Annotated in this window: 18 protein-coding genes; 9 read left to right on the top strand and 9 right to left on the bottom strand. The window is 70.1% G+C overall.

What is annotated here, in order from left to right; genetic code table 11:
• Positions 1 to 658 precede the first annotated feature (658 nt).
• Positions 659 to 1,219 carry a GNAT family N-acetyltransferase gene (locus ACFQ9Z_RS29715; protein WP_383025664.1) on the top strand — a complete coding sequence of 187 codons (561 nt, stop codon included), beginning with the start codon at positions 659 to 661 and terminating at the stop codon, positions 1,217 to 1,219.
• Positions 1,220 to 1,270: 51 nt separating this feature from the next.
• Here the strand turns inward: ACFQ9Z_RS29715 and ACFQ9Z_RS29710 are convergent, their stop codons facing one another.
• The 6 genes from ACFQ9Z_RS29710 to ACFQ9Z_RS29685 form a co-directional block, all read right to left on the bottom strand.
• Positions 1,271 to 2,803, bottom strand: coding sequence for a TraM recognition domain-containing protein (locus ACFQ9Z_RS29710; RefSeq protein WP_383025660.1), 1,533 nt, complete (start codon positions 2,801 to 2,803; stop codon positions 1,271 to 1,273).
• 11 nt (positions 2,804 to 2,814) lie between these two features.
• Positions 2,815 to 4,227, bottom strand: coding sequence for an ATP-binding protein (locus tag ACFQ9Z_RS29705; protein WP_383025657.1), 1,413 nt, complete (start codon positions 4,225 to 4,227; stop codon positions 2,815 to 2,817).
• A gap of 14 nt (positions 4,228 to 4,241) precedes the next feature.
• Positions 4,242 to 5,780, bottom strand: coding sequence for an SCO6880 family protein (locus ACFQ9Z_RS29700; protein ID WP_383025695.1), 1,539 nt, complete (start codon positions 5,778 to 5,780; stop codon positions 4,242 to 4,244).
• A gap of 14 nt (positions 5,781 to 5,794) precedes the next feature.
• A complete protein-coding gene (locus ACFQ9Z_RS29695) occupies positions 5,795 to 7,129 on the bottom strand; it encodes a hypothetical protein (protein WP_383025653.1) in 1,335 nt (444 codons plus the stop codon).
• On the bottom strand, positions 7,119 to 7,940 hold the full coding sequence (locus ACFQ9Z_RS29690; RefSeq protein ID WP_383025650.1) for a hypothetical protein: 822 nt from the start codon (positions 7,938 to 7,940) through the stop codon (positions 7,119 to 7,121). Before ACFQ9Z_RS29690 ends, ACFQ9Z_RS29695 begins: the two co-directional genes overlap by 11 nt.
• Positions 7,941 to 8,107: 167 nt before the next feature.
• The gene (locus ACFQ9Z_RS29685) at positions 8,108 to 8,416 is read right to left on the bottom strand and encodes a hypothetical protein (RefSeq protein ID WP_014673544.1); all 309 of its coding nucleotides are present in this window, start codon (positions 8,414 to 8,416) and stop codon (positions 8,108 to 8,110) included.
• Between the two features lie 527 nt (positions 8,417 to 8,943).
• On the opposite strand from ACFQ9Z_RS29685, the gene ACFQ9Z_RS29680 reads away from it, so the two are divergent.
• The 3 genes from ACFQ9Z_RS29680 (at position 8,944) to ACFQ9Z_RS29670 (ending at position 11,753) form a co-directional block, all read left to right on the top strand.
• Entirely contained in the window at positions 8,944 to 9,726 is a 783-nt protein-coding gene (locus ACFQ9Z_RS29680; protein ID WP_383025647.1) for a trypsin-like serine peptidase, read from the top strand.
• A gap of 101 nt (positions 9,727 to 9,827) precedes the next feature.
• Entirely contained in the window at positions 9,828 to 10,829 is a 1,002-nt protein-coding gene (locus ACFQ9Z_RS29675) for an NlpC/P60 family protein (RefSeq protein ID WP_383025644.1), read from the top strand.
• Positions 10,830 to 11,051: 222 nt separating this feature from the next.
• A complete protein-coding gene (locus ACFQ9Z_RS29670; RefSeq protein ID WP_383025641.1) occupies positions 11,052 to 11,753 on the top strand; it encodes a phosphatase PAP2 family protein in 702 nt (233 codons plus the stop codon).
• Between the two features lie 40 nt (positions 11,754 to 11,793).
• Here ACFQ9Z_RS29670 and ACFQ9Z_RS29665 read toward each other — a convergent pair whose 3' ends face one another.
• Positions 11,794 to 13,353 (bottom strand): FAD-binding oxidoreductase, encoded by a 1,560-nt coding sequence (locus ACFQ9Z_RS29665; RefSeq protein ID WP_383025636.1) that lies wholly within the window; start codon positions 13,351 to 13,353, stop codon positions 11,794 to 11,796.
• Between the two features lie 323 nt (positions 13,354 to 13,676).
• Here ACFQ9Z_RS29665 and pstS point away from each other — a divergent pair, with 323 nt between their 5' ends.
• The 4 genes from pstS (at position 13,677) to pstB (ending at position 17,847) form a co-directional block, all read left to right on the top strand.
• Entirely contained in the window at positions 13,677 to 14,804 is a 1,128-nt protein-coding gene (pstS, locus tag ACFQ9Z_RS29660) for a phosphate ABC transporter substrate-binding protein PstS (protein WP_383025633.1), read from the top strand.
• A 135-nt stretch (positions 14,805 to 14,939) separates the two neighbouring features.
• Positions 14,940 to 15,947 carry a phosphate ABC transporter permease subunit PstC gene (gene pstC, locus ACFQ9Z_RS29655; protein WP_383025629.1) on the top strand — a complete coding sequence of 336 codons (1,008 nt, stop codon included), beginning with the start codon at positions 14,940 to 14,942 and terminating at the stop codon, positions 15,945 to 15,947.
• Positions 15,944 to 17,005, top strand: a complete 1,062-nt coding sequence (gene pstA, locus ACFQ9Z_RS29650) for a phosphate ABC transporter permease PstA (protein WP_383025626.1) — start codon at positions 15,944 to 15,946, stop codon at positions 17,003 to 17,005. Before pstC ends, pstA begins: the two co-directional genes overlap by 4 nt.
• A 65-nt stretch (positions 17,006 to 17,070) precedes the next feature.
• On the top strand, positions 17,071 to 17,847 hold the full coding sequence (gene pstB / locus ACFQ9Z_RS29645; RefSeq protein WP_383025622.1) for a phosphate ABC transporter ATP-binding protein PstB: 777 nt from the start codon (positions 17,071 to 17,073) through the stop codon (positions 17,845 to 17,847).
• Positions 17,848 to 17,956: 109 nt separating this feature from the next.
• Here pstB and ACFQ9Z_RS29640 read toward each other — a convergent pair whose 3' ends face one another.
• Positions 17,957 to 18,955, bottom strand: a complete 999-nt coding sequence (locus tag ACFQ9Z_RS29640) for an anion permease (RefSeq protein ID WP_383025618.1) — start codon at positions 18,953 to 18,955, stop codon at positions 17,957 to 17,959.
• 7 nt (positions 18,956 to 18,962) lie between these two features.
• Complete coding sequence (locus ACFQ9Z_RS29635) at positions 18,963 to 19,583, bottom strand: DUF47 domain-containing protein (protein ID WP_073901268.1); 621 nt, start codon at positions 19,581 to 19,583, stop codon at positions 18,963 to 18,965.
• A 206-nt stretch (positions 19,584 to 19,789) separates the two neighbouring features.
• Here ACFQ9Z_RS29635 and ACFQ9Z_RS29630 point away from each other — a divergent pair, with 206 nt between their 5' ends.
• Positions 19,790 to 20,095, top strand: coding sequence for a metal-sensitive transcriptional regulator (locus tag ACFQ9Z_RS29630; RefSeq protein ID WP_073901267.1), 306 nt, complete (start codon positions 19,790 to 19,792; stop codon positions 20,093 to 20,095).
• The last annotated feature ends 6 nt before the right edge of the window (positions 20,096 to 20,101 follow it).

Here is a 20,101-nt window from a genome sequence, read left to right as displayed (position 1 = left end):
GCCTCCTCGGGCGTCGTCCCACTGCCCTTGTGATCACGGTGCCGCCGGGCCTGCATGCGTCTCTTGAGCCGCACGTCGGCCGGCGACTGGCGGAATCCGCTGTCCACGTGCAGGTGCGAGGCTTCACAGTGTGGCCACGGCTCCTCAGCCGGCCACAGCAACGGCCCCCCGACCGAGCTCTCCCCGACGGAAGGCGACCCGGGACGAGGGTGCAGCCGGATCGCAGGACGCGCCCACGGCTCCAGCTCGGGAAAGACCGCGGTCACGTCCACGGGCCGCGGCGGAGTAGTACGTACCAAAACCATGCCGGTGATCCTGTCACCAGCCACTGACAACCCTGGCCGCCTCAACCAGCCGCGGTGACAACGCTGTTCAGCCGGTCAAGTCCAACGCAAGCAGTCCCGGCCACAGCGACAGTCCGCCCGCCTATGTGACAACCAGCGTGCTTCGGTCGAGCCATCACTCGATCAGTGGCCACTCCGAAAAAGCTCACTGGAAGGTGACCTCGGCGGTTTCCACCGTGCGGTGTGCGCGTCGGCGACGAGCGTCGCGTCGCAGCCGCGGACCATCGCGCCGTGCAGGGTGGAGGCCCCGGCACTGACGGCGGGCGCCCGTATATCGGGTGAGGGCGGGCGAGGGCCGCCGCTACCGTGGCTGCATGAACTCCCCGACCAGCGATGACTACGTCGTCCGTGCCATACGCCCCGACGAGTGGGCGGCCGTGAAGCAGTTGCGCCTGGACGCGCTGCGGGACCCGGTCGCGCACATCGCCTTTCTCGAGACCTACGACGTCGCCGTGGCCCGGCCGGACTCCTTCTACCAGGAACGGGCGATCGGGTCCGGTGAAGGGTCCGGCACCGCGCAGCAGTTCATCGCCGAGCTGCCCGACGGGGGCTGGGCCGGCACCGTCACCGTGCTGCTGGAGCAGCCGGGGACGACGGACTGGGCGGGGTATCCGGTGGAGCGGCGGCAGGGCCATGTGGTCGGGGTGTTCGTCCGGCCGGAGCACCGGGGCAACGGGATGGTCAAGATGCTGTTCGACGCCGCCGTCTCATGGGCCTGGCGGCAGGGTGCCGAGCGGGTGCGCCTGTTCGTGCACGCCGACAACGCACGGGCTCAGGGCGCCTACCGCAAGGCGGGGTTCGGGCCGAGCGGACTGGCCGTCACGTTCTCCAAGGACGAGGCCGAGAACGAGCTGGAGTTCGTGCTGGAGCGGTGACCCACGCTGGTGCGGTGGGCCGGGGCGGGCGCCGCGGCGCGGAGCGCACGGTCAGGCCGGCAGCTCCTGGTGCGGCCAGCGGGCCCGGGCCTGTTCGCGGGAGCGGAGCAGGGCGAGGACGGGCATTCCCTGGCCGGCTCCGGTGGCGAGCAGGTCGGGGAGCTGGGGGAGGGGGGCCACGGCCGCGACGTCGTCCAGGACCAGGGTCAGTGGTGGGTCGAGCCGACCGGAGGATGACCGTTCGGCCATGCGCCGGCCGTGCTCGACCACGCTGGAGACGAGGGCCGTCAGGAGGGGCATCGCACCCGGGTGGGTCCTGGGGTCCTCGATGGATTCACCGACCACATAAAGCGTGCCCCCTTCGTGGACGAAGGAATCCAGGGCGAGCGCATCAGTTCGGTTTGGGGTGCAGGCTTCCCGGATGTTGACGGTGGACAGGGCGGACAGCGCCCTGCTGATCAGCTCCTGGGCCATGTCCCGGCGTTCGGGGTGCGCGGTGAGGGCGGCCTCGAGCTCGCCCGCGGCGCCGGGGGCCGCCTTGGCGTGGGTGCGGAGAGTGCGCACGGCGTCCTGGACCTGGGTGCCCTGGGCCCAGCGGTGGACGTGTCGGATGGTGCGGGACTCGAGTGCCGCGGCGTGCAGGTAGCTGCGCAGCAGGGTGGTGGCGGTGTCGGCCACGGCCTGGTCGAGCTTGGCGGTGGGCCGGACGGGGCCGAGGAGGCCCTTGGCCCGGTTCAGCGCCGTCTCCTTGTCCTCGCAGCCGCTGGTCGGGGACCAGTGCAGACGGGCCGGTGTGTCGCAGCGGTGTGCGGGGTCGTAGAGGTGGGCCGGGCCGAGCTTGGCCCTGGCGTCCTTGGTCTCCGCCCAGAGAGCCGGGTTCGAGGTGACCACCAGGGCGGGGCCCTGGGCTTCCTGGACGGCCTGGACCGCCGCGGTGTGCCGGGTCGTCGGCGAGCCGTAGAGGACCGTGCCCTCGGTGCTGGGCGCCTCCCAGCCGGTCCCCTGTGCCCCGCCGCCCGCGAAGTTTTCCACAGCCTGTGGATGCGGTTCCGCGCGCGGCACCGGGACCTCCTGCCGCTGCTCGTACGCCGTCTCCGGCACAGGAGCGGCGGCGGGCACGGCAGCCGGGACAGGGGCACGCGTAGGAGCCACGGGCGCGGGAGCAGGAGCGGGAGCCTCCGTCCGCTCCCATGCCGCGCCCTGCTCGGAGACGCGCCGCCTCCTGCCCGCTCGCCATCTCGCCACCGCGCCCATCACGAACAGGGTGAGGACGAGCAGGATCATCAGCTGGCCGATGAACAGTCCCCAGAACAGGCCCCAGCCGGAGAGCCGGCCGGCGGGGGTGTCCGGCCAGGCGCCGGGCAGGTCGTGGGGCTGACCGATGAGGTGACGCATGGCCAGGGCCGTGCGGGTGAACGTCACGCCGTCGGGCCAGGCGCCGTGTGCGAACACGGCCGCCAGGCCGGTGGCCGTCCACACCAGCACGGTGATTCCGAGGAGGAACGCGAGTACGCCGATCAGCAGCCCGTCGGGGATCCCGCCCTGACCCTCCCGGCGGGTGTCACGGCGATCGTCCGGTCTCACTCCTGCCTCCCCTACGCCACCGTCGATTCCGAGTCGCCCAGGTGCTGCTCGACGAAGGCGGCGGCCCGCTGCTCGGCCTCCAGCTCGGCCGCGCGCAGGGCGTCGTCGGCCGCCCGGTCGCTGGCGGACTCGGTCATCGCGCGGTCGGTGAAGACCAGCGGGCGCTCGGTCTCCGTGACCAGGTGCTTGACCACCTGGACGTTGCCGTTGACGTCCCAGACGGCGATGCCCGGGGTGAGGGAGGGGATGATCTCGACCGCCCAGCGCGGCAGGCCGAGGACCCGGCCCGTCGCTCTCGCCTCGTCGGCTTTCTGGGCGTAGATGGTCCTGGTCGACGCCATTTTCAGGATCGCCGCGGCCTCCTTCGCCGCCGCGCCGTCCACCACGTCGGACAGGTGGTGGACGACCGCCACGAACGACAGGCCGAGCCGGCGCCCGAACTTCAGCAGCCGCTGGAAGAGCTGTGCCACGAACGGGCTGTTGATGATGTGCCAGGCCTCTTCCACCAGGAAGATGCGCTTCTTGCGGTCGGGGCGGATCCAGGTGTGCTCCAGCCACACGCCGACGATGGCCATCAGGATCGGCATGGCGATGGAGTTGCGGTCGATGTGGGACAGGTCGAACACGATGAGCGGGGCGTCCAGGTCGATGCCGACCGTGGTCGGGCCGTCGAACATGCCCCGCAGGTCGCCGTCGACCAGCCGGTCCAGGACCAGGGCGACGTCCAGGCCCCAGGCCCGCACGTCGTCTATGGCGACGTTCATCGCCTCCGCGGACTCCGGCTCCGGGTGCCGCAGCTGCTCCACGATGTCGGTGAGGACGGGCTGGCGGTCGACGATGGACTCGTTGACGTAGGAGTGCGCGACCTTCAGGGCGAAGCCGGAGCGCTCGTCCAGGCCGTGCCCCATGGCGACCTCGATGATGGTCCGCAGCAGCGCGAGCTGACCCGTCGTGGTGATCGAGGGGTCCAGCGGGTTGAGGCGGATGCCGTGGTTGAGGGCCGCGGTCGGGTCCAGGCGGATGGGGGTGATCCCCAGCTCCTCCGCGATCAGGTTCCACTCGCCGACGCCGTCCTCGCCCTGGGCGTCCAGGACGACGACCTGGCGGTCCTTGAAGCGGAGCTGCCTGAGGACGTACGTCTTCTCCAGGGCCGACTTGCCGTTGCCGGACTCGCCGAGCACCAGCCAGTGGGGGGCCGGCAGTTGCTGGCCGTAGAGCTGGAAGGGGTCGTAGATGTAGCCCTTCCCGGAGTACACCTCGCGGCCGATGATGACGCCCGAGTCGCCGAGGCCGGGCGCGGCGGTGGGCAGGTAGACCGCCTGGGCCTGGCCCGTGGAGGTGCGCACCGGCAGCCGGGTCGTCTCGACCTTTCCGAACAGGAAGGACGTGAAGGCTTCCGTGAGGACGGACAGCGGGTCCCGCATCAGCGCATCAGCCCCTACCTTCGAATGCCGGTGGCGAAGGGAAGTGTGTTCACGAACGCCCGGTGGTGCTCGCGGTCGCACCACTCCAGCTTCAGGTACGACTTTCCGGCGGACGCCCTTATGGTCCGCTTGTCGCGGTTGAGGGCTTCCGGGGACCGTGCGGAGACGGTGATGTAGCCGACCAGGTTGACGCCGGCCGCGCCGCTGGCGAGGTCTTCTCCCCGCTGGTCCAGCCGGTTGTGGGCGGCGATGTCGCGCGGGTCGACGGTGCGGTTCATCTTGGCGGCGCGGGAGGCCTCGGCCTCGTCGTTGGTCTTCTCGGTCAGCATGCGTTCGATGGCCACCTCGGTGGGCTCGAGATCCATCGTCACCGCGACCGTTCGGATGACGTCCGGGGTGTGGACGAGCAGCGGCGCGAGGAAGTTGACGCCGACGGGGGTCATCGGCCACTCCTTCACCCAGGCGGTGGCGTGGCACCAGGGGGCGCGGGTGGCGGACTCGCGGGTCTTGGCCTGGAGGTAGGTGGGCTCCATGGCGTCCAGTTCGGCCGGCCAGGCGTTGCGCTGGGTCATCGCCTGGATGTGGTCGATGGGGTGGTCCGGGTCGTACATGGAGTGGATGAGGGAGGCGAGCCGGCCCTGCCCGAGGGGCTGGCGGACGCGGATGTCCGCCTCCTGCAGCCGTGAGCAGATGTCGGTCAGCTCGCGCGCCATGACGACGGCGAGCCCGGCGTCCCGGTCGACCTTGCCGCCGTGCGCGCGGACGGCCCGGGCCATGGCGTTCGCCTCGGCGGCCAGTTCGCGGCCGTAGTGCATGCAGGCGACGAGGTAGGCGCGGTGCTGCTCGCTGCTGGTGGACACCATGGACTGGAGCTGGTCGTAGGACCGGGACAGCCAGTCGGGCGCCTTGTCGTCGCCGCGCAGGGCGACGTCCTTGGCGTGGGCGTCGGGGTCGGCGGGCAGGGTGCGGGCGAGCATCTGCAGCCGGGTGACGAAGCCGTCGCCGTTGGCCACGTGCTTGAGCAGCGTGCCGAAGCGGTCGACGAGGGCCTCCTGGTCCTCGGAGTCGCGCAGGCCGACGCCGGGGCCCTCGATCTCGATGGCGGCGGTGACGGTCTTGCGGTCGGCGTGCAGCAGCACGGCGATCTCGTCGGGTCCGAACGGCGCGGCGAGCCAGGTGATCCGGCCGATGCCGGGCGGCGGCCCGACCTCGACCTCCCGCCCGTCGAGCCGGGTGCCGGCCTCGACCACGCCGGAACGGTAGGTGGCGCCGCGCTTGACGGAGCGCTTGTAGGAGCGGTTGATCTCGAACCACTTGTAGAACGTGCGGCGCTTGTACGGCACGTAGACCGCGGCGAGGGCCAGCAGCGGGAAGCCCGTCAGCAGCACGATCCGCAGGGACAGGACGGGTACGAGGAGGCCGCACATCATGCCGAGGAACGCGCCGGCCACGATCAGCGCGATCTCGCCGGACTCGCGGTTCCGGCCGATGATCGCGTTCGGCCGGGCGCGGCCGATCAGATACGTACGGCGGGGCGTGACCGGATGGGACATGTGGGACTCGGTCGTCAACGCCCCTCACCTCCTGAGCGGTTGCTGCTGCTGTTGCGTGTGTTGCCGGCGTGCGGGGTGCTGACCGGGCTGGGCGCGCGTGGCGCCGGCGCGGCGGAGGGGACTGCTCCGCCGCCGCCCTGCCCGGTGCGGCCGCTGTGGGCGGCGACGCCGCCGGAGGCGGGGTTGGCAGGGCGGGCGCCACTGGCGACGCCGCCCGAGCCGTTGTTGTCGGCGCGGGTGCTGTGCGTCTTGATGCCCTGGGCGACCAGGGTGGCCGGGGAGCTGATCACCGCCGCGGCCTTGCCCTCGGCGCCCTGCATGATGCGGTTGCTGCGGGAGCCGGCGATCTCGTCGCCGAAGCCGGGGACGAAGCGGTAGATCATCGCGCTGGCGAAGATGGCGAGCAGGATGATGGCGAGGCCGGAGACGACGGCGGAGAAGGCGTCGGGGCCGTTGTCGCCGGCCAGCGCGCCGGCCAGGCCGAGCACGATGACGATGACGGGTTTGACCAGGATGACGGCGATCATGATGCCGGCCCAGCGCCGTACGTGGCCCCACAGGTTCTTGTCCACCAGGCCGGCGTAGACGACGGTGCCGAGCAGGGCGCCGACGTAGAGCAGCGCGGCGCGGATCACCAGCTCCAGCCAGAGGATGCCGGCGGCGAGGATGCTGACCAGGGAGACGACGATCAGCATGATCGGTCCGCCGCCGATGTCGTCGCCCTTGGCCAGGGCGCCGGAGAAGGTGCCGAAGAAGGTGTCGGTCTGGTCGCCGGTGGCCTTGGCGAGGACGTCGGTGACGCCGTCGGTCGCGGAGACGACGGTGTAGAGGATCAGCGGGGTGAAGGCGGAGGCGAGCACCGTCAGCCACAGGAAGCCGACGGCCTCGGAGATGGCGGTGGTCAGCGGCACGCCGCGCACGGCCCGCTTGGCGACGGCCAGCAGCCACAGCAGGAGCGTGAGGATCGTGGAGGCGGCGAAGACGACGGCGTACTGCTGCAGGAACTTGGTGTTCGTGAAGTCGACGTTCGCGGTCTCCTTCACGGCGTCGCTGAGCTTGCCGATGGTCCAGGACGCGGCGTCCGCGCAGCCCTTGCCGAGGGAGGAGAGGGGGTCGAGAGTGGAGGTGAGGGGGTTGTCGGGGGTGGTGAGGCCTTTTCTGGAGCCGCCGCTGTCCTTCTCGCAGAACTGCTTGGCGGCGCCGTGGATCAGGTCGCAGGCGTCGTCGCTCCTCGTCGGAGAGGGCGAGGGTGAGGGGGCGGCGAAGGCGTGGGTCGCCATGAGGACTGCTGCCGTCTGCACGGCCGTGACGGCGGCTGCCAGGGTGAGTACGCGCCGGTTAGCGGGCATAGGTGAACCCTCCGTACTCGTCGACGGCCTTCGAGATCTCTTCCGAACTGGAGGCCTTGTCGTCGCCGGGGACTGGCGCCGGGCCCTCCTGCTGCGAGTGCGTGATGATCTTCCAGTCGTTCGCGGTCCACTCGAGTTTCATCGTGATGGTGAACCAGCTGTTGGTGACCGGGTTGGTGGACTTGTCGCCCGCGAGGCCGAGGAGCCCGCTGCACCAGACCTCGACCGTGGCGGTGTCGCCGGTCGCCTCGGTGACCTTCGTGCCGACCGGGCTCGTACGCGAGACGAACGTGTAGCCCTTCGGCGCCGTGCCGTCCGCGTACAGGCCGAGGCTCTGACCGAAGTCGGGGGTGTACGCCTTGTCCATCGCGGTCTTCGAACTCGTCACCGTGGACGGGGTCATGATGGCCTGCAGGATGGCGTCACGCCGGCTCTTGTTGAACATCTCCGCCGACCCCAAAGCCACCGCATAGTTCGCGGCAGCGCTCTGCGCCCCCTGTTCCGTGTGGGCGAAGCCCGAGGGGATGTTGGCGGACTTCGTGTCGACCGGCTTGGTGCCGCTCGCCGCGGTGGGGGCGGCGGCCTTCGGGCGGTCGCCCTTGCCGGCGGAGCCGTCCGTGGCGGAGCCGTCCCCCCGGTTCGCGAAGGCGATGGCCGCGATGAGGAGGACCACCACGCCGACGACCGTGACCAGGCCCCGGGAGGAGGAGCGGCCCGTTCTGCGGGGCGCGCCGCCGTAGGGGTCGCCGCCGGGCAGGCGGGTACGGGTCTGGCCCGGCTCGGTGTAACCCTGCTCGTCTCCGGGACTCATGCCGGGTAGGCCCCCTCCACGTCGTGTGCGTACGACGGTAGCCGTGCTGGTTCCCGCGCGGGCGCGGTGTGGTGACTCGACATCAGGGAAACGCAACCTCAGCCGGTGGGCACGACGGACGGGTGGGGTGGAGGGGGCGGCCGGGCTGCCCGGCGGTGGAGGGGGCGTCAGACCGCCATGCCGTACACGATGGTGAACAGGGTGCCGAGCGAGCCGATGATGAAGACCCCGGTGAGGCCCGCGATGATGAGGCCCTTGCCCTGTTCCGCGCTGAAGGTGTCCCGCAGGGCCGTCGCGCCGATCCGCTGTTTGGCCGCGCCCCAGACCGCGATGCCCAGGCAGAGCAGAATGGCCACGGCCATGACCACCTCGATCATCACCTTGGCCTCGTTGCCCAGGCTGCCGAAGGGGCCCCAGTCCGGAGCGATCCCGCCGATGATGGTGTTGATGTCTCCCTTGTCGGCCGCAAAGAGCATGTAAGTCACCGCCCCTGGTGGGTAGTTCCGCAAGCCCCCTGCGGTGTGCAGAGGTCACGTCCATTCTCGCCGACAACGCCCCGGTCGTATGTCGACTTGACGTCATTGGTTCGCGGGTTTTGTACGAATGACCCGTACGGTTACTCTGTGTATCACGGCAGGTCACGCCGGGCAACGACGCCGGTGCGGAACCTGTCGTGTGGTTCCGTCGTTGACCCCTTCTACGACCGCGCACGGTTTCTGACGGCTGGTCGGGTGAGGCGTCGAGACGATGTTCTCATGATTGGCGTACGAACAAGCGTGCGACTGCAGCTTTTTCGGTGACCCGCGGTGACCCGTGGCGGCTCCCGGCGGTCCTGCGTGCCGCGCCCAGGGAGGATGACCGGCTGGGACGGCTGGAGAGGCGGGAGTGGCGGCGGGACAGTACGGTGGATGCTGCCGCGCTGCTTCCCCCGGGGAGGTCTCGCGGTAAGAGTTCGGTGTGGTCGGGACGGCTTGCTCAGCCCGCGGCGCAGAGTGGGGGCCTGATGAAGCGCATCTCTCGCACCGCACGTGCCTCGTTCACCTCACGGCCCGCGCTCCTCGGCGCCGCGGTGCTGCTCGCGCTGACCTCCGCCTCCGCCGCGTCCGCCGACGCGGGTCCCCGGCCCCTCGGGTTCACGGCCGTGGCCGCCGAGACGGCGCGGACCGCGCGGGTGGGGGCGCTGTTCGGGGCCGGCCGGGCCGGCGCACTGGCCGGCGGGCACTTCTGCACCGCCTCGGTCGTGCACAGCCCGCAGCGCGATCTGATCGTCACCGCTGCCCACTGCGTGGCCGGCGCCGACGGCGGCGATCTGGTGTTCGTGCCGGGGTACCGGGACGGCAGGGCGCCGTACGGCGTGTGGCGGGTGGGGAGGCCGTACGTGCCGTACGGGTGGGTGAACGGGCAGGACGAGGACAGCGACGTCGCCCTGGCGCACCTGGACGCGCTGGACGGCCGGAGGATCGAGGACGTGGTCGGGGCGAACCGGTTCCGGGCCGGGGCGGCCACCGGCGCCACCGCCGTGACGGTGACCGGCTACCCCGATTCCCTGGAGACGCCGGTCAGCTGCACCAACAGGCCGGACCGGCGCGGCCCCGCCCAGCAGCGCATCGACTGCCCCGACTTCCCGAGCGGCACCAGCGGCAGTCCGTGGACCGACGCCGACGGGCAGGTCGTCGGGGTGCTCGGCGGGCACGAGGAGGGCGGGGACACGGCCGACGTCTCGTACAGCGTGGTGCTGCGCGACGCGGCGGCGGAGCTGTACCGGGAGGCCACGGCCGCGTTCTGAGCGTGCGTCACCCGCCGCACGCGCCGCCGTTCCCCTGTGAATTGGCGCCACTTCGGTCCGAACAGGACTGGAAATGGTGCGGCATGGGGGAGAGTTGGACCGTGCGGAAGGTATGGGTGCTCGGGGGTGCGGCGGTCGGGCTCGGCATGGGCTTCGTCATGCTGCTCGTCGTCGGTGTGTACGTGGTCGCCGGAAACCTCGTCAACGGCGTCGCCACGGGCAGTCGCGGGCTCGCCAAGGGCGCCGTGCCGGCCGCCTACAAGCAGCTCGTGCAGCGGTGGGGCAACCTGTGCCCCGCGCTGAGCCCGGCGCTGCTCGCCGCCCAGCTCTACCAGGAGAGCGGATGGAACCCGACGGTCGTCAGCCCGGCCGACGCGCGCGGCATCGCCCAGTTCATCCCGAGCACCTGGGCGACCCACGGCATCGACGGCAACGGCGACGGCAGGCGTGACATCTGGGACCCGAATGACGCGATTCCATCGGCCGCGTCGTACGACTGCGAACTCGCCAAGTACGTCAAGGACGTTCCCGGGAACGTCTCCGACAACATGCTCGCCGCCTACAACGCGGGTGCGTACCGCGTCATAAGGTCCGGCGGGGTGCCCGCCATCAGCGAGACGCAGAACTACGTCAAGCGGATCCGCAGCCTGGAGAAGAGCTTCGCCGCCCCGGTCACCCGGCTCGACCCGAGCCGGCAGGCCGCGGGGGCCATCGCCTTCGCCCAGAGCAAGCTCGGCACGCCCTATCTCTGGGGCGGCAACGGCACCGCCGACCAGGGAGGACGCTTCGACTGCTCGGGTCTGACCAAGGCCGCGTACGAGAAGGTCGGCATCCCCCTGCCCCGAGTCGCCAACGACCAGTACAACGCCGGCCCGCACCCCTCCCGGGCCGAACTGCTGCCGGGCGATCTGGTGTTCTTCTCCGACGACCTCACCGACTCGCGGGCCATCCGGCACGTGGGCATCTACGTCGGCGGCGGGTACATGATCGACGCGCCGAGGACGGGCGCCGTCATCCGGTTCGACCCCGTCGACACCCCCGACTACTTCGGCGCCACCCGGGTGACCGAAGATGGCGCAAAAGCACTCCCCACGGACGTGTGAACCGAGCGTGAACCTGCCCCCTGAGCTGCGGAGATGAGTCTCTCTTCGATAACGTCTGCGTGATCATTCGGTGGAGAGTGGAACGTATGGACGGAGGTCGTGCGTTCCTGTTGACGTAGCCGAGCGGACGTCAGTGCAGCGGATGCGGATCTACGAACCACGGGGAGCCGGAGCGACGCACACGAGGTGCGTCCGGGACTACGACGAAGGGGCCGCAGCACCATGGCTGTACTCGCCGAATCCGGATCGAACCCCGACGTCGGCCTGCTGTACGACATCAACGGTCTCGCGAAGGACGCGCCGCACTGGTTCGACCGGGTCATGGAGTTCGTCGGTGAGTACGGGCTGCTGCTGGGCATGGTGCTGCTCGTGCTGTGGTGCTGGTGGTCCGTGCGGCGCCGGGGCGGCGAGGAGGCGGCCTCCTCGGTTGCGGCTCTCGTGTGGGCCCCGCTGGCGGCCGGGCTCGCGGTCCTGGTGAACGTGCCGATACGCGGATTCGTCGAGCGGCCGCGGCCCTTCGTGGACCACCAGGGGCTGGACGTCCTCGTCTCCGGGAAGACGGACTTCTCCTTCGTCAGCGACCACGCGACGATCACGATGGCCCTGGGGGTCGGGCTGTTCGTGGCCAACCGCCGCTTCGGCCTGGCCGGCATCGGCCTCGCGCTGCTGGAGGGGTTCTGCCGGGTCTACATGGGCGTGCACTACCCGACGGACGTCGTCGGTGGATTCGCCCTGGGCACGGCGGTCGCGCTGCTGCTGTCGCCGCCCGCCATGGCGCTGCTGACCCCGCTGATGAAGGCGGTCGAGCGGTCGGGGCGGGCGGGGTGGCTCGTGCGGAGCCGCTCCGCGGGGGAGCAGCGCGGCGCCCTGTTCTCCGGTGCCCGTAAGCCGGTCGAGACCCAGGAACGGGACCTGGCGGCGTGACCGGCGCCGGTGCACGCCGGCGCCGGCCCGGGCCCGTTGGTCACAGCCCCTGCGCGTAGGTGAAGAAGCGGTCCGGGTCGTACTGCTTCTTCACCGTGCCGAGGCGTGCCGCCGCGTCCCCGTAGTAGGCCCCGCGCCAGTTCTTCAGGGTGGGGTCCGTGTAGTTCTGGTAGGCCGCGCCGGAGGCGTGCGGGGCCATGGCCTGGTGGGCCGACGTCAGCCAGGACTGCGCCGTGGCGCCGGAGGCGCCCGCGCCCCAGGAGGCGATGTACTGCGCCAGCATGCGGGAGCGCCGGTGGACGAAGGCGGTCGCCGTGGGGGAGACCCGGTTGACCGCACCGCCGAGCGCGGTGAACGCGATGCTGCCCGCACCGCCGCGGACCGAGCCGATCTGCTTGAGCAGGGTCTGGACGCCCGCCGGGGACAGCGAGCGGTCGAAGAAGTCGGAGCGGGCCGCGTACGTCTCCCGGCCCAGCCTGCCCTGGGTGGAGCGGCCCGGGGTGGAGCCGGGCAGGTGGCACTGGGCGTCGGCGGAGAAGGCGGAGCAGCCGGCGTAGATCTCCATGGCCTCCTCGTAGCCCCGGCGGCGCAGGGAGACGGAGGAGGCGTCCGCGCCCGCCTTGTGGGCCAGGCGGTCCACGGCGTTCTGCAGTTCGCCGTAGGTGCCCAGGGAGAAGCAGGACACCGAGATGGTGGGCGTCCTGCCCGGTGAGCAGGCCAGGTGCAGGGCGGACCAGATCTCGTCCGGCTGGGAGGGGCCCCACTCCTGCCAGGCCTTGACGACCGCGGCCGCCCTGGACCAGGGCCACGTCAGGTACGCCGTCACCGCCTGCGGCGCCGGATGGGTCTTGAAGTGCAGCTCGGTGACGACGCCGAAGTTGCCGTTGCCCGCGCCGCGCAGCGCCCAGAACAGGTCGGAGTGGTTGTGCGCGTCGGCCGTCACCTGGGTGCCGTCGGCGGTGACGAGCGTCGCCTGGGTGAGGCTGTCGCAGGTCAGGCCGTAGGCGCGGGAGGCGACACCGTGACCGCCGCCGAGGACGAGGCCGGAGACGCCGACGGTGGGGCAGGAGCCGGCGGGTATGGTCACGCCCTTCGCGGCCAGCGCGCGGTAGACGTCGATCAGTTTGGAGCCGGCGCCGACCACGGCCTGTCCGCCGCTCGCCCGGATCCGGTTCAGCCGGGAGACGTCGAGGACGAGGCGGTTGTCGCCGGAGGAGTAGCCCGCGTAGGAGTGGCCGCCGTTGCGTATCGACACGCGTATGCCGTGGGCCGCCGCGTACGCCAGCGTCGTGCGGATGTCGGCGGTGTGGGCGACGTAGGCCACAGCGGCCGGTTTCAGGCCGTCGAAGCGGGTGTTGTAGAGCTGGTGGGCCGTCTTCCAGGCCGCGTCGCCGGGGCGCACCAAGGCGCCGTCCAGGTCGCGGGCGAGGGCCGCCCAGTTGGCGGCGGCGGCCTGGCTGGTGGTCTTCAGCGCCGTACCGGAGGATGGGGAGGAGCGTGCCGAGGATCGCACGGAGGCGTCCGTGCCGGAACTGCAGCCTGCCAGCGCGGTGGTGGCCAGCGTGGCCGTGCCGCCCGTGATGAACGTACGCCGTTCCATGTCCGTCGCCTTTCCTCGGCTTCCCTGGAACGAGACGACGCCATGCGCACACGGGTTCCCGTCGCACGCGGAACTGCACCCAGGACGTGTCCGCGCGACACGGATGTCGGAACCTCCACGTGCTCTCCCCGTGAGCATTCCGTGACCTCACCGGGCCGACGGCAGGGGTTCACCCCTAGTTCACTTCCGGCCATCGGCGGCTTCACCTGTTCTGCCTAATTTCGGCCTTACGCGGTGCTCCGGGCGGCCATGAACGCGCTCATGCACCTTCGACGACTTCGCACGCCGCCGACTGCGGCGGCTCCTGGAAGGAACTCCCGAAAGTGAAGCTTCAGCGCAAGAACCGGCTGCGCGCCCTCTCGCTCGGTGCTGTCGCCGTCTCCGGCGCCCTGGCCCTGACGGCGTGCGGCTCCGACGACACGGGCAAGAAGACGACCGACGGTTCTTCGTCGTCGACCAGCGCCAGCTCCATCAAGTGCGACGGCGCCAAGGGCCAGCTCCTCGCCGACGGCTCCTCCGCGCAGAAGAACGCGATCGACGCCTGGGTGAAGAGCTTCTCGCAGGCCTGCGGCGTGCAGATCAACTACAAGGGCGGCGGCTCCGGCGCCGGTGTCACCGCGTTCACCCAGGGCCAGGTCGCCTTCGCCGGTTCCGACTCCGCGCTGAAGCCGGAAGAGGTCGCCGCCTCCAAGAAGGTCTGCTCCGGCGGCCAGGGCATCGACCTGCCGATGGTCGGCGGCCCGATCGCCGTCGGCTACAACGTCCCGGGTGTGGACAACCTGGTCCTGGACGCGCCGACCCTCGCCAAGATCTTCGACAGCAAGATCACCAAGTGGAACGACCCGGCGATCAAGAAGCTGAACCCGTCGGCGAAGCTCCCCGACCTCAAGGTCCAGCCGTTCCACCGCTCGGACGAGTCCGGCACCACGGACAACTTCACCAAGTACCTGATCGCCACCACCCCGGACAACTGGAAGTACTCCGGCGGCAAGGCCTGGCAGGCCAAGGGCGGTCAGTCCGCTCCGCAGTCCGCCGGCGTGGCCCAGCAGGTGAAGCAGACCTCCGGCGCCATCGGCTACTTCGAGCTGTCCTACGTCTCGGACGGCGTCAAGGCCGTCTCCATCGACACGGGCGCCAGCAAGCCGGTCGCGCCCAGCACCGAGAGCGCCACCGCCGACATCGCGGCCGCCAAGGTCGTCGGCACCGGCAAGGACCTGTCGCTGCAGCTCGACTACAAGACCAAGGCCGAGGGCGCCTACCCGATCACCCTGGTCACGTACGAGATCGTCTGCGACAAGGGCAACAAGGCGGACAGCCTGCCCGCCACCAAGGCCTTCCTGCGCTACATCGCCAGCGAGGACGGCCAGAAGGTCCTCTCGGGCATCGACTACGCGCCCGTCCCCGACAAGATCATCGCCAAGGTCCGCACCACCATCGAGGGCCTGAGCTGATCCGAGTGCGGTCCGGCCCCCGCGGGGCCGGACCGCACCGTCCGGTGCACCGCCGCCCGGAGCCGCACCGCCCCCGTCGGGCGTCCGGCTCCACCGAGCCGCCCACCGAAGCGGCTCCGCAGACCGGAGAACCCGATGGACATATCGACACGGAAAACAGACTCGCTTCCACCCAGCCCCCAGCCGACCCTGACCGAGCAGGCACGCAACGCCCGCGGCGCGACCCGCCCCGGTGACCGCGTCTTCCTCGGTCTGTCCCGGGGCTCGGGCATCCTGCTGCTGGTGATCATGGCCGCGATCGCGGTCTTCCTCACCTACCGCGCCTCCCTCGCGATCAGCAAGGACCACGGCAACTTCCTGACCACCTTCGAGTGGAACACCAACCTCAACCCGCCGGTCTTCGGCATCGCGGTGCTGGCCTTCGGCACGATCGTCTCCTCGGTCGTCGCGATGGCCATCGCGGTCCCGATCTCGGTCGCCATCGCGCTGTTCATCACGCACTACGCGCCGCGCAGGCTGGCCGGCCCGGTCGCGTACGTGATCGACCTGCTCGCCGCCGTGCCGTCCATCGTGTACGGCCTGTGGGGCGCGCTGGTCCTGGTGCCGCACATGACCGGCCTCTACGGCTGGCTGGACAGGTACCTCGGCTGGACCGGCGTCTTCGACTGGCAGGGCGGCGCGCCGCGCTCGATGCTCACCGTCGGCATCCTGCTCGCGATCATGATCCTGCCGATCATCACCAACGTGAGCCGTGAGGTCTTCCGGCAGGTCCCGCAGATGCACGAGGAAGCCGCGCTGGCCCTCGGCGCCACGCGCTGGGAGGTCATCCGCATGGCGGTGATCCCCTTCGGCCGGTCCGGCGTTATCTCCGCCTCGATGCTCGGCCTCGGCCGCGCCCTCGGCGAGACCATGGCCGTCGCCACCGTGCTCTCCCCGACCTTCGACATCCAGGCCAGCCTGCTCGACCCGGGCGGCGGCACCTTCGCCCAGAACATCGCCAGCAAGTTCAGCGAGGCGACGCAGGACGGCCGTGACGCGCTGATCGCCTCCGGTCTGGTCCTGTTCGTCATCACCCTGCTGGTCAACGGCGCGGCCCGGGCGATCATCGCCCGCCGCAAGGAGTACTCGGGGGCCAACGCATGAGCACCGCCAGCCTCGCCGACAAGCGGACCGGCTCGCTGCGCGGCGCGAGCCTGCCGAAGTGGTCCCCCTGGGCCATCACCGCCGGTTCCCTCGTGGTCGCTGTCGGCATCGGCCTCGCCGCCGGCCTGGACAGCAAGGTCCAGTGGGGCCTGATCGCCGCGATCCTGTTCATCCTCGGCACGTTCGGCATCTCCGCCCGCGTCGAGGGCCGCCGCCAGGCCAGGGACCGCGTCGCCACCTCGCTCGTCTGGGTCGCCTTCCTGCTCGCCGTCATCCCGCTGGTCTCCCTGATCTGGGTGACCGTGGCGCGCGGTGTGAAGGTCCTCGACCTCTACTTCCTGACCCACTCCATGGGGGTCGTCGCCGACTCCGAGCCGGGCGGCGGCATCTACGCGGCCATCATCGGCAGCCTGGAGCAGGTCGGCCTCGCCACCCTGATCGGCGCGCCGGTCGGCATCCTCACCGCGATCTACCTGGTGGAGTACGGGCGCGGCAGGCTCGCCAAGTCCGTCACCTTCTTCGTCGACGTGATGACCGGCATCCCCTCGATCGTCGCGGGCCTGTTCATCCTCAGCCTGATGCTGATCTTCGAGATGCAGCCCTTCGGTTTCGCCGGCTCGCTCGCGCTGGCCATCCTGATGATGCCCGTCGTGGTCCGCTCCACCGAGGAGATGCTCAAGCTCGTGCCGAACGAGCTGCGCGAGGCGTCGCTGGCGCTGGGCGTGCCGAAGTGGCGCACCATCCTCAAGGTGGTCCTGCCGACCTCGATCGGCGGCATCACCACCGGCGTCATGCTCGCTGTCGCCCGTATCGCGGGCGAGACCGCGCCGGTGCTGCTGCTGGTGTTCGGCAACCCCTTCATCAACAACAACCCCTTCGAGGGCGCGCAGGCGTCGCTGCCGCTGTACATCTACCAGCAGTACTCGCAGAGCGCGGGCGCCAACGCGGCGTACGACCGCGCGTGGGCGGCCTCGCTCACGCTGATCGCCTTCGTGATGATCCTCAACATGGTGGCCCGGGGCATCGCCCGCTGGAAGGCCCCGAAGACCGGTCGCTAAGGCATCGATTGGCGGCTACCGCCGCATGGCGACCCCCTCAGCGACTGACTGGAAGTGAAGTAGTTATGGCCAAGCGAATCGACGTGAGCGGACTCACCGCTTACTACGGCTCCCACAAGGCGATCGAGGACATCTCGATGACGGTCGAGCCGCGCTCGGTGACGGCGTTCATCGGGCCGTCCGGCTGCGGCAAGTCGACGTTCCTGCGCACGCTGAACCGGATGCACGAGGTGACCTCCGGCGGCCGTGTCGAGGGCAAGGTGCTGCTGGACGACGAGGACCTGTACGGCGCCGGGATCGACCCGGTGTCGGTGCGGCGCGAGGTCGGCATGGTGTTCCAGCGGCCGAACCCCTTCCCGACGATGTCGATCTTCGACAACGTGGCGGCGGGGCTGCGGCTGAACGGCAACTACAAGAAGGCCGAGCTCAGCGACATCGTGGAGAAGTCGCTGAAGGGCGCGAACCTCTGGAACGAGGTCAAGGACCGGCTGAACAAGCCCGGGTCCGGCCTGTCCGGCGGTCAGCAGCAGCGGCTGTGCATCGCCCGGGCGATCGCCGTGGAGCCGAAGGTGCTGCTGATGGACGAGCCCTGCTCGGCCCTGGACCCGATCTCCACGCTCGCCATCGAGGACCTGATCGGGGAGCTGAAGGAGCGCTTCACGATCGTCATCGTGACGCACAACATGCAGCAGGCGGCCCGCGTGTCGGACCGCACGGCGTTCTTCAACCTGGCGGCGGTCGGCCAGCCCGGCCGGCTGATCGAGATCGACGACACCGAGCGGATCTTCTCCAACCCGTCGGTGCAGGCCACGGAGGACTACATCTCCGGGCGCTTCGGATAGCCCCAGATCCCCTCGCGGTGCTGCATGGCGGTGCCACCGCGAGGATGCAGAAGGGCCCGCCTCCGGAATCTCCGGGGGCGGGCCCGCTCGCGTTCTCGGGGCCGGCCGGCTAGAGCACGGTCAGGTTAACGATCCCGAAGGCGGCCGCCGCGACCAGGGCCGCGGCCGGCATGGTGATGAACCAGCCCAGGACGATGTTCTTGGCCACGCCCCAGCGCACCGCGTTCACCCGCTTCGTCGCGCCCACGCCCATGATCGCCGAGGTGATGACATGGGTGGTGGAGATCGGCGCCTTGAACAGGAAGGCCGTGGTGAACATGATCGACGCGCCCGTCGCCTCGGCCGCGAAACCCTGCGGCGGGTCCAGCTCGATGATCTTGCGGCCGAGGGTGCGCATGATCCGCCAGCCGCCGGCGTAGGTGCCCAGGGACAGCATCACGGCGCAGACGATCTTGACCCAGACCGGGATCGGGTCGCCGAAGGTCTCGTGGCCGGAGATGACCAGGGCCAGCACCACGACACCCATGGTCTTCTGGGCGTCCTGCAGGCCGTGTCCGAGGGCCATCGCGGCCGCCGACACCGTCTGCGCTATGCGGAAGCCCCGCTTGGCCTTGTGCGGGTTGGAGCGGCGGAACAGCCACAGGATGGCCGTCATCACCAGGTAGCCGACGATCAGACCGACGACCGGGGACAGGAACATCGGAATGACGATCTTGTTCAGGACGCCGTTCCACAGCACCTCGGTGCCACCCGCCAGCGCCGCGCCCACCATGCCGCCGAACAGAGCGTGGGAGGACGAGGAGGGCAGGCCGAAGTACCAGGTCAGCAGGTTCCAGACGATGGCGCCGACCAGGGCCGCGAAGAGGATGGCCATCCCCTTGGAGCCCTGCGGCGTCTCGATCAGACCCTCACTGACGGTCTTGGCGACCCCTGAGCCCAGGAAGGCTCCGGCGAGGTTCATCACCGCGGCCATGGCGAGCGCCGCCCGCGGGGTCAGCGCCCGCGTCGAGACCGAGGTCGCGATCGCGTTCGCGGAGTCGTGGAAGCCGTTCGTGTACGTGAAGAAGAGCGCGACCGCGACGGTCACGATCAGGGCGGCAGTGTCCATCGACGCCTCAGGACTCCTTGACGGCGATGGTCTCCACCGTGTTCGCCACGTGCTCGAACGCGTCCGCCGCCTCCTCGAGCACGTCCACGATCTGCTTCAGCTTCAGCACCTCGATCGCGTCGTACTTGCCGTTGAAGAGGTGCGCCAGCAGTTTGCGGTGGATCTGGTCGGCCTGGTTCTCCAGCCGGTTGACCTCGATCCAGTACTCGGTGAGGTTGTCCATCGTGCGGAGGTTCGGCATCGCCTCCGCGGTCAGCTCGGCCGCCCTGGCCAGCACCTCGATCTGCTGCTCGACGCCCTTCGGCAGCTCCTCGACGTTGTAGAGGACGACCAGGTCGACGGCTTCCTCCATGAAGTCCATGATGTCGTCCAGGGACCCGGCGAGGGTGTAGATGTCCTCACGGTCGAAGGGCGTGATGAACGAGGAGTTCAGCTGGTGGAAGATCGCGTGCGTGGCGTCGTCACCTGCGTGTTCCGCGGCCCGCATACGCTCTGCGATCTCGGCCCGGGCGGAAGAGTCCGCCCCGAGCAGTTCCATCAGGAGCTTCGAGCCGGTGACGATGTTGTCCGCGGACGCGGCGAACATGTCGTAGAAGCTCGTCTCCCTGGGGGTCAGACGAAAGCGCACTTGGGGTCCTCTAGGTGCTTCGGTTTCGGTCAGGCTGATGCTAGGCGCAACATCCGGCCACGGCTATCGGGCCGTCATCCAGTGTCGCCCATCGCTCGGATCGATCAGCACGGGGGCGTACCAAGGCCCCTCTACCCCGCGAAATTCGTTACCATATACCCACTAGGGGTATGTATCCGCAGCTCGTCCCGACATGGAGGCCCGTGATGACGACGACCGAGGCCGGCGCCACGCACGGCTACCACAAGCAGAAGGACGAGCACCTCAAGCGGCTGCGCCGCATCGAGGGCCAGATCCGCGGCCTGCAGCGCATGGTCGAGGAGGACACGTACTGCATCGACATACTCACCCAGGTGTCCGCCTCCACCAAGGCCCTGCAGTCCTTCGCCCTGCAGCTGCTGGAGGAGCACCTGCGGCACTGCGTGGCGGACGCGGCCCTCAAGGGCGGCGACGAGATCGACGCCAAGGTGGACGAGGCGACGAAGGCGATCGGCCGGCTGCTGCGCACCTGAGCCGGG

This window comes from Streptomyces sp. NPDC056580 (genome assembly GCF_042793175.1).
Classification (GTDB): Bacteria; Actinomycetota; Actinomycetes; order Streptomycetales; family Streptomycetaceae; genus Streptomyces.
Note: the sequence above shows the minus strand (reverse complement) of the source record. Positions and strands in the feature narration are given on the sequence as shown.

Excerpts from the sequence above, each read along its gene's own strand:
- ACFQ9Z_RS29715 (WP_383025664.1), top strand. The coding sequence starts at position 659 with ATGAACTCCCCGACCAGCGATGACTACGTCGTCCGTGCCATACGCCCC.
- ACFQ9Z_RS29705 (WP_383025657.1), bottom strand. The coding sequence starts at position 4,227 with ATGCGGGACCCGCTGTCCGTCCTCACGGAAGCCTTCACGTCCTTCCTG.
- ACFQ9Z_RS29700 (WP_383025695.1), bottom strand. The coding sequence starts at position 5,780 with ATGTCCCATCCGGTCACGCCCCGCCGTACGTATCTGATCGGCCGCGCC.
- ACFQ9Z_RS29695 (WP_383025653.1), bottom strand. The coding sequence starts at position 7,129 with ATGCCCGCTAACCGGCGCGTACTCACCCTGGCAGCCGCCGTCACGGCC.
- ACFQ9Z_RS29690 (WP_383025650.1), bottom strand. The coding sequence starts at position 7,940 with ATGAGTCCCGGAGACGAGCAGGGTTACACCGAGCCGGGCCAGACCCGT.
- ACFQ9Z_RS29685 (WP_014673544.1), bottom strand. The coding sequence starts at position 8,416 with ATGCTCTTTGCGGCCGACAAGGGAGACATCAACACCATCATCGGCGGG.
- ACFQ9Z_RS29680 (WP_383025647.1), top strand. The coding sequence starts at position 8,944 with ATGAAGCGCATCTCTCGCACCGCACGTGCCTCGTTCACCTCACGGCCC.
- ACFQ9Z_RS29670 (WP_383025641.1), top strand. The coding sequence starts at position 11,052 with ATGGCTGTACTCGCCGAATCCGGATCGAACCCCGACGTCGGCCTGCTG.
- ACFQ9Z_RS29665 (WP_383025636.1), bottom strand. The coding sequence starts at position 13,353 with ATGGAACGGCGTACGTTCATCACGGGCGGCACGGCCACGCTGGCCACC.
- pstC (WP_383025629.1), top strand. The coding sequence starts at position 14,940 with ATGGACATATCGACACGGAAAACAGACTCGCTTCCACCCAGCCCCCAG.
- pstA (WP_383025626.1), top strand. The coding sequence starts at position 15,944 with ATGAGCACCGCCAGCCTCGCCGACAAGCGGACCGGCTCGCTGCGCGGC.
- pstB (WP_383025622.1), top strand. The coding sequence starts at position 17,071 with ATGGCCAAGCGAATCGACGTGAGCGGACTCACCGCTTACTACGGCTCC.
- ACFQ9Z_RS29640 (WP_383025618.1), bottom strand. The coding sequence starts at position 18,955 with ATGGACACTGCCGCCCTGATCGTGACCGTCGCGGTCGCGCTCTTCTTC.
- ACFQ9Z_RS29630 (WP_073901267.1), top strand. The coding sequence starts at position 19,790 with ATGACGACGACCGAGGCCGGCGCCACGCACGGCTACCACAAGCAGAAG.